The organism is Ruegeria sp. HKCCD3925, assembly GCF_057221175.1.
In genome coordinates, this window is sequence record NZ_JBWVBI010000005.1 from 253,697 (window position 1) to 267,505 (window position 13,809).

The 13,809-nt window shown below is 59.7% G+C and carries 12 protein-coding genes; 9 read left to right on the forward strand and 3 right to left on the reverse strand.

Annotated elements, in window-relative coordinates:
- Positions 1–64 precede the first annotated feature (64 nt).
- A complete protein-coding gene (locus AC2TEM_RS14000) occupies positions 65–1,522 on the forward strand; it encodes an RND family efflux transporter (RefSeq protein WP_170566222.1) in 1,458 nt (485 codons plus the stop codon).
- Between the two features lie 5 nt (positions 1,523–1,527).
- The gene (locus AC2TEM_RS14005; protein ID WP_170423654.1) at positions 1,528–4,929 is read left to right on the forward strand and encodes an efflux RND transporter permease subunit; all 3,402 of its coding nucleotides are present in this window, start codon (positions 1,528–1,530) and stop codon (positions 4,927–4,929) included.
- Here the strand turns inward: AC2TEM_RS14005 and AC2TEM_RS14010 are convergent.
- Together AC2TEM_RS14010 and AC2TEM_RS14015 are read right to left on the reverse strand one after the other, a co-directional pair.
- The gene (locus tag AC2TEM_RS14010) at positions 4,926–5,345 is read right to left on the reverse strand and encodes an NUDIX hydrolase (RefSeq protein ID WP_170423657.1); all 420 of its coding nucleotides are present in this window, start codon (positions 5,343–5,345) and stop codon (positions 4,926–4,928) included. The genes AC2TEM_RS14005 and AC2TEM_RS14010 overlap by 4 nt on opposite strands.
- Positions 5,346–5,349: 4 nt before the next feature.
- Positions 5,350–6,162: a protein-disulfide reductase DsbD domain-containing protein gene (locus tag AC2TEM_RS14015; protein ID WP_170423658.1), complete on the reverse strand. Its 813-nt coding sequence runs from the start codon at positions 6,160–6,162 to the stop codon at positions 5,350–5,352.
- Between the two features lie 148 nt (positions 6,163–6,310).
- On the opposite strand from AC2TEM_RS14015, the gene AC2TEM_RS14020 reads away from it, so the two are divergent.
- Positions 6,311–6,865 carry a YqgE/AlgH family protein gene (locus tag AC2TEM_RS14020; protein WP_170423660.1) on the forward strand — a complete coding sequence of 185 codons (555 nt, stop codon included), beginning with the start codon at positions 6,311–6,313 and terminating at the stop codon, positions 6,863–6,865.
- Here AC2TEM_RS14020 and AC2TEM_RS14025 read toward each other — a convergent pair.
- Entirely contained in the window at positions 6,862–7,809 is a 948-nt protein-coding gene (locus AC2TEM_RS14025) for an L-threonylcarbamoyladenylate synthase (RefSeq protein WP_170423662.1), read from the reverse strand. The genes AC2TEM_RS14020 and AC2TEM_RS14025 overlap by 4 nt on opposite strands.
- 132 nt (positions 7,810–7,941) lie before the next feature.
- On the opposite strand from AC2TEM_RS14025, the gene AC2TEM_RS14030 reads away from it, so the two are divergent.
- The 6 genes from AC2TEM_RS14030 to AC2TEM_RS14055 all read left to right on the forward strand — a co-directional run bounded on the left by AC2TEM_RS14030 (position 7,942) and on the right by AC2TEM_RS14055 (position 13,792).
- Positions 7,942–9,645 (forward strand): acyl-CoA dehydrogenase family protein, encoded by a 1,704-nt coding sequence (locus tag AC2TEM_RS14030; protein ID WP_170626192.1) that lies wholly within the window; start codon positions 7,942–7,944, stop codon positions 9,643–9,645.
- Complete coding sequence (locus AC2TEM_RS14035; protein WP_480856264.1) at positions 9,645–10,691, forward strand: MBL fold metallo-hydrolase; 1,047 nt, start codon at positions 9,645–9,647, stop codon at positions 10,689–10,691. The genes AC2TEM_RS14030 and AC2TEM_RS14035 overlap by 1 nt, the downstream gene beginning before the upstream one ends.
- Positions 10,692–10,695: 4 nt before the next feature.
- Positions 10,696–11,145, forward strand: a complete 450-nt coding sequence (locus AC2TEM_RS14040; protein ID WP_170395701.1) for a DUF6173 family protein — start codon at positions 10,696–10,698, stop codon at positions 11,143–11,145.
- A 64-nt stretch (positions 11,146–11,209) separates the two neighbouring features.
- A complete protein-coding gene (locus tag AC2TEM_RS14045; RefSeq protein WP_170423668.1) occupies positions 11,210–13,048 on the forward strand; it encodes a glycerophosphodiester phosphodiesterase in 1,839 nt (612 codons plus the stop codon).
- Positions 13,035–13,589, forward strand: coding sequence for a hypothetical protein (locus AC2TEM_RS14050; RefSeq protein ID WP_170423670.1), 555 nt, complete (start codon positions 13,035–13,037; stop codon positions 13,587–13,589). The genes AC2TEM_RS14045 and AC2TEM_RS14050 overlap by 14 nt, the downstream gene beginning before the upstream one ends.
- Positions 13,590–13,657: 68 nt before the next feature.
- Complete coding sequence (locus AC2TEM_RS14055) at positions 13,658–13,792, forward strand: aa3-type cytochrome c oxidase subunit IV (RefSeq protein WP_170395707.1); 135 nt, start codon at positions 13,658–13,660, stop codon at positions 13,790–13,792.
- The last annotated feature ends 17 nt before the right edge of the window (positions 13,793–13,809 follow it).

Sequence of the window (13,809 nt, forward strand, 5' to 3'; positions counted from 1 at the left end):
GGCATTTTTTGCGACCCGGCTACCTTTGCGGAAGGCAGCATGTGCGACCAAAGGTGAGTGACCGATGCGATTTCTGCGGCAAAGCCTTGTTGGGGTGTTCCTGGCGTTTCTGACGCTGGGCCTGCTGATCGTTGCCGCACAGATGATCTCGGGCGCGGTGCAGGATGTGCTGACGCGGGACAATCAGGCACCTGAGGCGCGGGAACGCATATTCGCCGTTACCGTACGAACCGCCGAGCCGGAAACCATTACTCCTTATCTGGAAGCGTTTGGCCAGATTCAAAGCCGCCGCCGGTTAGAGCTGCGCGCGGCCTTGGGCGGGCGCGTTGTATCACTGGCCGAAGATTTTGAAGATGGCGGTACTGTAACGGCGGGAGAATTGCTGGTCGAACTGGACCCAGCCGATATGCAATCTGCTCTGGACCGTGCCAAATCCGATCTTCTGGATGCCCAGTTTGAAGAGCGGGACGCCGAACGCTCGCTGCTGTTGGCGCAGGATGAGTTGAAATCAGCCGAGGCACAGGCCGAACTTCGCGACCGGGCGCTGCAGCGCCAGCAGGATCTGCAGACACGTGGTGTCGGGGCTGCCGCAAGCGTCGAAGAAGCGGAACTGGCCGCAACATCGGCTCATCAGGCAGTTCTCGCACGCAGGATCGCTCTGGCGCAGGCCGAATCCCGGGTGGATCAAGCAACAACCCTGTTTGCGCGGGCTCGTATCGCGTTGGAAGGGGCCGAGCGTGACCTGGAGGATATGACGATCCATGCCGGGTTTGATGGTACGCTGACCGAGGTTACTTTGGTTGAAGGCAGGTTGGTAGCGGCCAACGAAAAGCTGGCCGAACTCGTCGACCCCAATGCGCTTGAGGTCGCGTTTCGGGTTTCCACCGCGCAATTCGTGCGGTTGCTGGACGCGCAAGGTGATCTGATCTCAGCCCCGGTGACTGTATCGCTTGAGGTCACGGGGACCGATCTCACTGCCACCGGCCGGATCAGTCGCGATAGCGGCGCGGCGGGTGAAGGGCAAACCGGGCGTCTGATCTATGCGCGTCTCGACGACGCGCCGGGATTCAAGCCGGGGGATTTTGTCACCGTTTCGATTGAAGAACAGCCGCTCGATAATGTGGTCCGTCTGCCATCCTCGGTTCTGGACGCCACGGGCAACGTGCTTGTTCTCGGCCCCGATGACCGGCTGGAACCGTTGGCTGTGCAATTGATCCGTCGTCAGGGCGATGAGGTGCTTTTGCGTGGTGAAGGCCTGGAAGGCCGCGAGGTTGTGATTGGCCGGACGCCTCTGCTGGGTTCGGGTGTACGTGTGCGGCCCCTACGGATTGAGGCGAACGCTGAAACTGATCCGGGCATGGTCGAGCTTTCGGACGAAAAGCGCGCTCAGCTTGTGGCTCAGGTCGAGGCCAGTGATGCGATGTCTCAGGAAGACAAAGCCCAAGTATTGGGCCAGTTGAGCGAGGCCAAAGTGCCCGCCACCCTAATACGCCGTCTTGATGACAATCGGGCCGGGGGCTAAGCGCGATGATCCGCGACATTCCCAACGCGGCGGGCGGTATCCTCAGCTATTTCACCCGGCACCGGACTGCGGCCAATCTGTTGCTGCTGATCATGCTGGTGCTGGGGGCCGCCGCGATCCCCAACATGCGGGCACAGTTCTTTCCTGATGTGATCCTTGAGCGGGTGGATGTGAACGTCCAATGGGACGGCGCAGGCCCCGAGGATGTCGACAATGGCATCATCCAATTGCTCGAACCTGCGCTTTTGGCGGTTGAGGGCGTTGCCAGCACGGAATCAACCTCTCGGGAGGGAACGGCACAGGTCCGGCTGGAGTTTGAGCCGAACTGGGAGATGTCCCGCGCGGTTGAAGAGGTTCGAACGGCTGTCGATAGCGTCACCAACCTGCCCGAAGACGCCGAGGAACCAACCATCCGACGTGGCGCTTGGCGGGATCGTGTCACGGATGTTGTCATCACGGGGCCCATCGAAGCTGAACAACTGGCCAAATTCACCGACGAATTGATCAGCCGCCTGTTCGCGGTTGGTGTCACGCGGACAACGATCCGGGGACTGGCCGCGCCGCGTGTGGTGGTCGAAGTCCCCACCGCACAGTTGATCGCCAATGATATCTCGCTTTCGGATATTGCCGAGGCCATCGCGGCAGAAGTCACCGCGAACCCTGCGGGCGATGTCACAGGTGCCAATGCGCGTATTCGGACAGGCGTTGAGAAACGCACCCCGGAAGAGATCGAAGGTATCGCCCTGCGCAACTTTGCCGATGGTTCAAAGCTGATTGTGGGCGATGTGGCGGAAATCCGGGTCGAGGGAGTCACGCGCAACCGCAGCTATTTCGTCGGCGACAATCCGGCGATGTCGATCCGCGTCGACCGGTCCAATCTTGGCGATGCCATAGGTATCCAGCGCGATGTCGAGGATGTCGTGGCCGAGATGCAGGCCAGCCTGCCCGAAGGTATCACTGTTGAGCTGATCCGCACCCGCGCACAAGCGATCACCGACCGACTGGATATTCTGGTCGACAATGGCCTTGTGGGTCTTGGGCTGGTGGTCTGCCTGCTGTTCCTGTTCCTCAATGCCCGCATTGCGTTCTGGGTGGCCGCCGGTATTCCGGTGGCAATGTCTGCGGCGATTGCGCTGATGTATCTGGGCGGGTTGTCGCTGAACATGGTGTCTCTGTTCGGTCTGATCATTACCTTGGGCATCGTGGTTGATGATGCCATCGTCGTGGGAGAGCACGCTGATTTTCGCGCCCGCCGTTTGGGCGAAGCGCCAATCGTAGCTGCAGAACGCGCCGCTCGCCGTATGGCGATGCCGGTGTTTGCTGCAACAGTTACCACGGTTATCGCTTTCTTTGGCCTCACCGCCATCGGTGGCCGCTTCGGAGAGCTGATCCGAGATATTCCGTTCACCGTTATCGCTGTCCTGATTGCCTCGCTGATCGAATGCTTCCTGATCCTGCCAAACCACATGGCCCATGCCATTGCGCATTCGGCTAAGGAGCATTGGTATGACTGGCCCAACAGGGTTGTGAACAAGGGCTTCCGATGGGTGCGCGACCACCTGTTCCGCCCGTTGGTCGCTTGGGTGGTCTGGGCACGGTATGTGGTTGTTGCACTGATGGTGGTGATACTGGCCAGCCAGATCGCTCTGTTCATTCGGGGTGATGTGAATTGGCGGTTCTTCAACGCACCGGAACGCGGCTCGGTCACGGGCAATTTCATCATGGTCGAAGGCGCGACGCGTGCTGAGACGCTGGAAATGATGCGCATGGTCCAGAAAGCCACGGAAGAACTGGGTCAGGTTTACGAAGAACGCCATGGCCGCAATCCAATCGAATACGTTCTAGCCGAGGTTGGCGGTTCGGCCGGATGGGGGCTGCGCGCGGCGGACGGCAAGGATGACGATTTGCTGGGCGGCATCTCGATCGAGCTGATCGATGCCGACTTGCGCCCCTATTCCAGCTTTGAATTTGTGGGCGAGCTGCAGGATTTCGTGCCGCGCCACCCGAAGGTTGAGCTGCTTAGCTTCCGTGGTTGGCGTTCAGGGCCCGGTGGCGATGCGATTGACGTGCAGTTCTACGGTGCGGATGTGAACACGTTGAAATCTGCATCCGAGGACCTCCAGGCGGAACTCGCGAAATACCCTGAAGTTTCAGCGCTCGAGGATAACCTCGCCTATGACAAGGAAGAGTTCATTCTGGACCTCACCGCGCAGGGTCAGGCGCTGGGTTTCCGCATCGAAACACTGGGCCGCGTGTTGCGAAACCGGCTGAATGGGATTGAGGCCGCGACCTTCCCGGATGGTCCGCGTAGCACCGAGATTCGGATCGAACTGCCCGAGGGCGAACTGACTGCTGATTTCCTCGAACGCACATTGATGCGGACTCCGGATGGCGTTTATGTCCCGCTCGCCGATATCGTCTCGGTCGAGCGTAAATCGGGTTTCTCGACCGTCCGGCGCGAAAATGGTCTTCGGGTCATCTCGGTGAATGGTGATATTTCCGAGGACGACCCGGCGCAGGCTGCCGAAATCGCCCGCGCCATGCGCGAAGAGATATTGCCAAACATAGCCGCCGAACGGCAGGTCGAATGGCGCATGGCTGGCCTGAGTGAGCAGGAGGATGAATTCCTATCCGAGGCCCGCACAGGCCTGATCCTGTGTCTGACCGGAATTTATCTTGTATTGGCTTGGGTCTTTGCCAGTTGGACAAGGCCCTTGGTGGTCATGGCGATCATTCCCTTTGGCCTCGTGGGCGCGATCTGGGGGCATTACCTGTGGGGCGTGCCGTTAAGCATGTTCACCGTCGTCGGCCTGTTGGGCATGACCGGGATCATCATCAACGACTCGATTGTTCTGGTGACCACAATCGACGGATACCGGAAAGAGCGCGGGTTGGTGCCGTCAATCGTAGAAGGTACGGCAGATCGTTTGCGGCCTGTGATGCTGACCACGCTGACCACGGTACTGGGGCTGACGCCCTTGATGTACGAAAGTTCGCAGCAGGCGCAGTTTTTGAAACCGACCGTGATCACACTGGTCTATGGGCTGGGCTTTGGCATGGCCCTGATCCTGCTGCTAGTGCCTGCGTTGCTGGCCATCCTGAACGACATCTCACGCCCGATGACATCGATGAGACGGGCCTTGCGAGCGCCGGACAGGGTGGTGCGCAATGCCGTGCGCGCAACGGGCGCAGCGTTGGCGATCTGGCTGGGGGCCTCGATGATCTGGCCCGTAGTGACAGGTGCGCCGTTGGCGCTGCTCTCGGGTCTCTACCCAGCCGCCGAAGGTCCAAGTGTGCTGCAAATGGGCTTTGGTGTATTCCTGGCGGGTGCGACCGTGATCCTGCTGGTAGGTGTCGTGCTGTCCAGCGTGCTTTATGCACGCTTGTCGGATCGGGTCGAGGCTTAGTCCATCTCTAAAGCACGCCGCAAAAGATCGGGAACGCGGTCGCTCATTGGCAGGTCGCCGCTGGTGATCTGGTCCACCGGAAACCACTGAGCGTCCTGCGCGTCGTCTGCAGCGACAGGCGTGCCGGTTACATAGCGACACGCAACTCCGACCAGCAGGTAGTGCGCCCGGGTCTGCCCGCTATCATCGCGCAGCAAAAGGTCGAGATTGTCGAGATAGACCAAAGGCTCAGCAATCACACCAGTCTCTTCCCGCAGCTCGCGGGTGGCGGCGTCCAGAACCGTTTCACCCCATTCCACATGGCCGCCTGGAAAACCCCACAGCCCCTGATCGGGTTGCTTGCTGCGTTGCACCAAAAGTACCTGGCCATCGTGCAGCACGACAGCCAAGGCACCGATCTTTGGGGTCTGGCTCATCCGGTCAGCCTGCGCTGCATCCTTGGATATCGACAGCGTGGTTTGCCCCCAGAACCGTGATGCGCACTTCGGACCGATCCAGCGCAAATGGCCGGCCGGAGGCGCCGATAATCTCCGAGCTTGCGATCAGGGTGTTGCCCTGACGGCGTGTATCGGGCTGCGATGCCCAGAGTGCCGGGTTTCCTGGTTCAATGACGGCGAATTCGGACCCGCCCGCTGAAGGCATGGTGATACGCGCCTCGATCCGCATTCCGTCTGCAGTGGGAGTCAATTGGCACGTCGCATCCGCCACGCCTGCTTCGCGTTCGGAAAACGGGCGCTGGGCGAGGGCTGCGGCGATGGCCGGATTGCGTGCAGCGTCGGCATCCATTGTGTGATCGAATTCCAACCGACCTGGCACGCAGACATCCTTGCACACGCCCAAGTCCATCTCGCCGCGCAAACGCACGGGTTTGGCAGGGTTCTTAGGCGTGATTTCGACGGGCAGTACAAGTTGATCCTCATACCCGACCGAGCGCAGCCCGTTCTGATCAAACACATGCGGCGCGGGCCATGTGAAGGCTATGTCTGCAATATTGCGAGAGCCTTTCCAATCAAACTGCGGCGGAATGCCCGCATCGCCGGGTGCGCGCCAATAGGTCTTCCACCCGTCCTTGAGCTTTAGACGCAAGGCCCCCTGATAGGTACCTTCGGCGGTTTTGCCGCCGTCCAACACCTCAAGCTGAACCAGATTATCAACCCCCTGCGCAGTGGCGGGGGCACCAAAACAAAGGCTGACGGCCAACACGGCTGCAGCAGATTTGCAAAGCGCTTTCATATGCAGAACATGCGCATTCCGGTCGGGATTGCCAAGTCACGCTCCGGTCACTTCTGTGAAATGCACGGAAATCCCGGCTGATCCCTTGCCATTCCCCGGTTCACAGGGTCATTCTAGGGATATCCTATGGCGCAAGAGATATCTGCTGATGGAGCTTACGGGAAAACTGTTGATTGCGATGCCCGGAATGGGCGACCCGCGATTCGAGCATTCGGTCGTCTATATCTGCAGCCATGGTGATGACGGCGCGATGGGATTGATCGTGAATAAGCCTTCGGACTTGCGGATCAAGACCTTGCTGGAACAGCTCAACATTCCGTGTCGGATACCCGTAATTGGCGAACGGCTGGTGCAGTTTGGCGGCCCGGTCGAGATGTCGCGTGGCTTTGTCCTGCATAGCGCAGATTACGAGGCGAATCTGCATTCAATGCAGATTTCCGAAGATTTCAGCATGACCGCAACGCTGGATGTGCTCGAGGATCTGGCCTCGGGCAAGGGGCCGCTGAATTCGATGCTGACTTTAGGTTATTCCGGCTGGGGGCCGGGTCAGTTGGAAGATGAGATCGCGATGAATGGTTGGTTAACGACTGATGCGTCGTCGAAACTGGTCTTTGATGTCCCTGATGACGAGAAATGGGAGGCGGCTTTGGCTACGCTTGGTGTTGATCCGCTGACCCTATCAGCCAGTGCAGGACGCGCCTAATCGCGAGGGGCTGCTGCGCGGCGTAGACGGTCGTTGATGGCCGCACCTAATCCGTGATGGGGAATTGGTGATACGGCGATTGGCCGACCGGTATCGTTAAGTTTGTGAAGGGCGGCAAACAGGTTGGCGGCGGCCTCGGGCAGGTTGCCGGTGCTGGAGAGGTTCAGATCACAATCAACGGAGCCAAAACCCAGCAACACCTCGTCCCCCTGCCGTGACCGGGCGTTCAGCCGCACCGGCGCGTCCGGCGCGTAATGGGATTGCAACTGGCCCGGCGCAGTAAGCAGATCGCCGGGTTGGTGGTGATGCAGTTCTGCCTTTAGAACCTCTTCGATTTGTTCCAATGCGACACCACCTGGACGCAACAGGGCAGGGGTGCCGGCCAGACCCACAATAGTGGACTCAAGCCCGACACCGCACGGCCCATCGTCCAGAACTGCGGCTATGCGTCCCTCCAGCCCCGCTCGGACATGGGCCGCCGTCGTTGGGCTGATCTGACCAGAGGGGTTGGCCGATGGGGCCGCCACAGGACCGTCAAAAGCGGTCAGTAAAGCGTGCGCTGTGGGATGCGCAGGTACGCGAACGGCCAGAGTATCCAAGCCAGCTGTGACCAGCGACGAAATCCCGTGATCGGGGCGCAGAGGAAGAACCAGAGTTAACGGTCCGGGCCAGAAGGCATCAGCCAACAAATCAGCCTGATCGGTCCATTCGACGAAGCGTTTCGCGGTCTCGGTTGAGGCGACATGGGCGATCAGTGGGTTAAAACTGGGTCGCCCCTTGGCCTCATAGATCGCGGCCACAGCCTCGCCGTTTCGTGCATCGCCACCCAGTCCATAGACGGTCTCGGTCGGGAAAGCGACCAGCAGCCCCTGTCGCAACAGGTCAGCGGCCTTGGCGAGCCCGTCGGCGTTTGCTGGTAAGTCTTGAGTACCGAGAAGGGTCATGGATCGTGACGCCGCGTTTTGGTTGCTTGCAGTTCAGGTAACGGTAGGTAATCGTGCCAGCCCAGATGAATACCGGCGTGGGGCCGGGATTCCAACCCCACGCTGACAACTTGCCAGAACCAGAGGGAAACCATGCCCTATCGTGCCCCGATCTCAGACTATGAATTCCTGTTCCGCAACGTGATCGGCTTTGACCAGATCGCCGCGACCGAAAAGTTCTCGGAAGCCAGCGAGGATGTGGTCAGCGCCATTCTGACCGAAGCCGGGAAGATGTGCGAAGAGATCATGGCCCCGCTTCAACGCCCTGGTGATCTGGAACCCGCGCGGCTGGAGAACGGCGTGCTGCGGACCTCTCCGGGCTATGCCGAGGGCTGGAGGGCGATTGCCGAAGGCGGCTGGATCGGGATGAGCGGCGATCCCGAATATGGCGGTATGGGTCTGCCCATGACCATGACCACCGCCGTGAATGAGATGATGAGCGCGGCTTGCCTGTCGCTGCAACTGGCCCCCTTGATGACCCAAGGCCAGATCGAAGCGTTGGAGCATCACGCGAGTGATGAGCTGAAAGCGATCTATCTGCCCAAGATGATGGCGGGTGAGTGGTCGGGCACCATGAACCTGACCGAACCGCAGGCCGGATCGGATGTGGGCGCGCTGACCTCGAAGGCCGAAGACAATGGCGACGGCACCTATTCGGTGACCGGGCAGAAGATCTATATCTCTTGGGGCGACAACGACTTTGCCGAGAATGTCTGCCATCTTGTTCTGGCCCGCCTGCCAGACGGTGTTCCGGGAACCAAAGGGATTTCGCTGTTTCTGGTGCCGAAATACATACCCGACGAGAACGGCAACCCCGGCGTGGCCAATGACCTCAAGGTGGTCTCGCTGGAGCACAAAATGGGCCTGCACGGCTCGCCAACCTGCGTGATGCAATATGACGGGGCCAAAGGCTGGCTGGTCGGCAAGGAACATGGCGGGATGGCCGCGATGTTCACCATGATGAACAACGCGCGTTTGGGCGTTGGTGGCGAAGGTGTGGGTGTCGCTGAAGGAGCCTACCAGCATGCGCTGGCCTATGCGTTGGAGCGTAAACAGGGCAAGACGCCCTCGGGCACCATCATCGACCACGCGGATGTACGGCGGATGCTGATGTCGATGCGCGCGGATGTGTTTGCGGCGCGGGCGATCATGCTGGCCAATGCAGCTGCAATCGACATGGCGCAGGCCACGGGTGAGGCCGATTGGGCGGCACGTGCGGCGCTGCTGACGCCGATCTGCAAGGCTTTTGGCACCGAGACCGGCATGCGCGTTTCCGAGACCGGCGTTCAAGTGCATGGCGGCATGGGCTTCATCGAAGAAACTGGTGCTGCACAATATTATCGCGATGTCCGTGTGACCGCGATCTACGAGGGCACCAATGGTATTCAGGCCATGGACCTCGTAGCGCGCAAGATGATGGATGGGGGTGAGGCGGCCTCGAACCTTCTGGATGAGATCGAGGATCAAGCCGAGAAGGCGCGCGCCACGATGCCTGAACTTGCTGGTCCTGTTTGGGAAGCTTCCGAGTCGCTGCGGGAAGCGACGGAGTGGCTCGTTGCTCAATCGGATATGAACAACCGGTTTGCTGGCGCGGCTTCGTATCTAAAAGCGTTCGCGCGGGTTCTGGGCGGGCATTACCATCTGTCAGCGGCGCTAGCCGATTCCGATGGACCGCGCGCCAAGTTGGCACGTTATTATATTAATGTGCTGCTGCCTGAACATACGGGCTTGCTTGCGCAGGCGCAGAACGGGGCGGATGACCTCTATGCCCTCAGCCCAGAGGAACTGGCGGTTTGATGGATGGCGAGGCTCCGCAAGTGATGCGATATCCGTGGGAGGAACCACCCGCTCCTGGCGAATGGGTCGAAGTTGCAGAAGGAGTTCTGTGGATCAGGCTGCCTTTGCCGATGGCGCTGGATCATGTGAATGTCTATGCACTTGATGATGGCAACGGCTGGACGGTGGTTGACACAGGCCTGTCGTCGAAGAAAACGCGCGGCATCTGGCAGGCCCTGATGGAAGGGCCATTGGCTGGCAAACCCGTCCGTCGCGTTGTCGTGACTCATCACCATCCTGACCATGTCGGCAATGCGGGCTGGTTCCAGTCCGAGCATGGTGCAGAACTGGTCACCAGTCGTACCGCATGGTTGTTCGCGCGTATGCTGACGCTGGATGTGCAAGAGAATTGGCCGAAGGAAACGCTGGATTACTACCGCAGCGCGGGGATGGATCCGGACGTGCTGGCCGGTCGGATGGCCGAGCGTCCGTTTAACTTTGCCGACGCCGTGTACCCTATGCCGCTGGGATTTACCCGTGTCAAACAGGGCGACGTGATCCGCATGGGTGGCCGCGACTGGGATGTTCACATGGGCAACGGCCATGCGCCCGAGCATTGCACCTTCTGGAGCCGCGAGGACAATCTGGTGCTGACCGGTGATCAGATCCTCAGTTCGATCAGTTCCAACTTGGGCGTCTATGCCACCGAGCCGATGGCCGATCCGGTGGCCGACTGGTTGGAGGCGTGCGAACGCCTGCAACCGCTGGCCCGGCCCGATCATTTGGTTTTGGGCGGGCACAAACTGCCGTTCACCGGGTTGCCGATCCGCATGCGGCAGTTGATCGATAACCACCACGGCGCGCTTGAGCGTCTGCTGAACGATCTCGATCAACCCAAAACCGCCGCCGAGTGCTTTGCCCCGCTGTTCAAGCGCCAGATCAGGGGCGGGGAATACGGCCTCGCGCTGATCGAGGCGGTTGCACATATGAACCATCTCTACCACATTGGAGTGGTCACCCGGACGCGGCGCGCGGACGGAGCTTGGGAATATCAGCGCAAAGGGTAGAGCAATGGACAAGATCGAAACCTCAGCCGAGGCAGCGGAATCTGCGGCGTTGCCGCGGTGCTATGAGGTGCACGCCAACCCTGAAGCGGCATCGGGGAACAAGGATTTGCCCAAGCCATTGCAAAAGCCGGTCGAAAGCAAAAGCCCTGCTCAATGGGCCTATGAGCGGCTGATCATGTATATTCAGAATTTCGAGAAGACTCTGGATGGCGATCACGAGGTTGCCATGGGATTTACCGGTGGTGACGCCGGTGTAATGCGGATCGAGGGCATGGGCTATTTCGATCCGGATGTGATTACCTTCTATGGCTCGGACGGAGGCGGCGCCAAAACGCAGCTCGTCCAGCATGTCAGCCAGTTGAATGTGATGCTGCGTGCCTTGCCTAAATCGATCGAGGATAAACCAGCCAACCGCATTGGTTTCCGGCTGGCGGCTGATCTGGAAGAAAGCTGACGCCCACTCTTGCAATTCACACTTACGCAGCCTTGAATGGATAGACCATTCAGGAGGCAACCGCGTGACCAATTTCTCAGCCGTTACAACTGCCTACCGGGGCGCATGGGCGCGGCGGCGCGTGTTTGTGCCTGTTTATGTCGCCGTCCGGTTGCTGCTGGTTGCACTGATCGCTCCGGGCGTTGCCATCGCCGTCAATCTTGCTGTTTCGTTGTCTGATCAATCGGCGCTGACGGATCAGGACATTGCGATGTTCCTGCTGTCACCAGCAGGCTTCATCGCGGCGGTTGTAGTTCTCAGCCTGTTCTTACTGGCCGAGGTCTTTGTCTTCTCGGTCATGGCCGGATCATTGCGGATGGGTGAGCGTGACCCTTGGCGCGCGGGCAGTGCTTCCATCCGGTTGATCCTGACGCGTTTACCTGCGCTTTTCGGCTTTGCCGCACGGTTCATTTTGCGTGTGCTGGTACTTGCGCTGCCTTTTGTCGCCGTGGCTGGCCTGATCGCCTGGTGGATGCTGACTGAATACGACATCAACTATTACCTCACCTTCCACCCGCCTTCGTTCTGGGTGGCGGTAGTGCTGATCGGATTTGTGGTGCTGTGTCTGGCTTGGGTTCTGATCCGCAGGCTCTCGGCCTGGGCGCTATCGCTGCATCTTGTATTATTTGAGGGCTGCAAACCCGCCGAGGCCTTCTCCGCCAGCACGGATCGAATGGAAGGCAAACGCGGTCGCCTCAAGATCGAGCTTGGCCTTTGGCTTGCGATGCGTCTCGTGATCGCCGCACTGATTGCCTTTGTGGCCGGACTGTTTTTCGATTTGGTGCCGCTGCAGGAAAGCACTAATCTGCGCTTTGCGCTAATCCTAAGTATGATCGTCGCGGGCCTATGGTCGCTGGCTGGGCTTGTGCTTGCAGCCGTCGCTCTGGGAGCATTGGCGGTTCTGCTGGATGGGTTCTTCGACACACAAGGCCGAGAGGTCCCTCATCCCGAACCAGGCAACCTGCGCGCGCCGCTTTACGCTGTGGTCGGTGGCGCGGCAATCGCCCTGCTGATCGGGCTCTGGTCCGGGCAGGAGTTGCTGGTCCGCATTCAGGCCCCCGATCATGCGGATGTCATTGGTCATAGAGGCGCGGCGGCGATAAGGCCGGAAAATACCATGGCGGCAGTGTTGAAGGCTATCGAAGATGGCGCCGATTGGGTTGAGATCGACGTTCAGGAGACCGCGGATGGTGTGGTCATCATCGCGCATGACAGCGATTTCATGAAATTGGCGGGTGTGCCGCTCAAGGTCTGGGACGCAACCATGGAGGATATAGCCGAGATCGATATCGGCAGCTGGTTCGGCCCCGAATATGCTTCGGAACGGACGCCCACGCTGCGGGATGTTCTGGAAGCTGCGAAGGGCAAATCCAAGGTCATCATCGAGCTGAAATACTATGGCCATGACGTCGACCTGGAAAACCAAGTTGCCACGATTGTCGAGGAGCTGGATATGCAGGATGACATCGCCACCATGTCATTGAAATATCCGGCCGTGCAGAAGATGAAAGCGCTGCGCCCCGATTGGCGGGCAGGCGTTCTGGCCGCGACCGCCATCGGCAATCTGTCGGGGCTTGAGGGCGATTTTGTGGCCGTAAATGCGGCGACGGTGTCTCCGGGTCTGATCCGCTCGGTCCATGAGGCGGGCAAGGACATCTATGTCTGGACGGTGAATGACCCGTTGCAGATGTCGGCGATGGCATCGATGGGGGTCGACGGGCTGATCACTGACCGCCCGGCCATGGCCCGTGAAGTGCTGCGTGTTCGTGCCGAGATGGGACCGGGCGAACGCCTGATGCTTTGGTTGGCGACGACGTTCGGATTGTCTATCGATACTGCCGAGATGCGCGATGCGAACCCGTGAACTCACCCTCATTCTGGCCTGTTGCGCGCTGCCTGCAGCCGCGCAGGACCTGATGCGTAGCGTGGAAATGCCCGCTCACCGGGCGTTGGCCGACACGATAGAAGGCGCTGAACTGACCCCCTTCGAAACGGACGGCTGTTCGGGCGGATTATCTTCCAGCTGGCGTATGGTTGCCGAGACCTTTCCGAAGTTCAGTCTGCTTTATGAAGAACACCCGCCATGGGAGTACTGCTGCGTTACCCACGATCGCGCCTATTACAACGCAGGCGGCGCATCGCAGGCCGAGGCCAGCTTTGACGCCCGGCTCGCTGCCGATGACGCGCTGCGCACCTGTGTCAAAACCCACGGCGAAAGCCACGCTGATGAATACGCCGAACGTTATGACATGACGCCGGATCAGATCCGCTCGGTTCATTCGATCACCTCCGAGGCGATGTTTCTGGCCGTGCGTTTTGGGGGTGGTCCCTGCAGCGGGTTGCCCTGGCGCTGGGGGTTTGGTTATCCAGGCTGCACGATTTTTGGACCAACTGCGCGCGAATGACGTCGTGACAGGCCCTGAGTTTTGCATTATCCAACATTTCAAATACGCGAATTGGGATTCTAATAAACATGGCTGATCACAAGCACGGCGAGATGGACATCACCGTTCAAACAAAAACCTTTGACGGTTTCATCAAATTCACCACGTGGTGCGTGGTGGCAATTGTACTCCTTTGCCTGTTCCTGGCGGTCTTTGCGGCCTAAACGGTACACGAGGCGCA

Coding starts and splice junctions, on each gene's coding strand:
- AC2TEM_RS14025 (WP_170423662.1), bottom strand. CDS start 7,809: ATGACCCTTCTCGGTACTCAAGACTTACCAGCAAACGCCGACGGGCTC.
- AC2TEM_RS14015 (WP_170423658.1), bottom strand. CDS start 6,162: ATGAAAGCGCTTTGCAAATCTGCTGCAGCCGTGTTGGCCGTCAGCCTT.
- AC2TEM_RS14050 (WP_170423670.1), top strand. CDS start 13,035: ATGCGAACCCGTGAACTCACCCTCATTCTGGCCTGTTGCGCGCTGCCT.
- AC2TEM_RS14020 (WP_170423660.1), top strand. CDS start 6,311: ATGGAGCTTACGGGAAAACTGTTGATTGCGATGCCCGGAATGGGCGAC.
- AC2TEM_RS14035 (WP_480856264.1), top strand. CDS start 9,645: ATGGATGGCGAGGCTCCGCAAGTGATGCGATATCCGTGGGAGGAACCA.
- AC2TEM_RS14055 (WP_170395707.1), top strand. CDS start 13,658: ATGGCTGATCACAAGCACGGCGAGATGGACATCACCGTTCAAACAAAA.
- AC2TEM_RS14010 (WP_170423657.1), bottom strand. CDS start 5,345: ATGAGCCAGACCCCAAAGATCGGTGCCTTGGCTGTCGTGCTGCACGAT.
- AC2TEM_RS14040 (WP_170395701.1), top strand. CDS start 10,696: ATGGACAAGATCGAAACCTCAGCCGAGGCAGCGGAATCTGCGGCGTTG.
- AC2TEM_RS14030 (WP_170626192.1), top strand. CDS start 7,942: ATGCCCTATCGTGCCCCGATCTCAGACTATGAATTCCTGTTCCGCAAC.
- AC2TEM_RS14000 (WP_170566222.1), top strand. CDS start 65: ATGCGATTTCTGCGGCAAAGCCTTGTTGGGGTGTTCCTGGCGTTTCTG.
- AC2TEM_RS14005 (WP_170423654.1), top strand. CDS start 1,528: ATGATCCGCGACATTCCCAACGCGGCGGGCGGTATCCTCAGCTATTTC.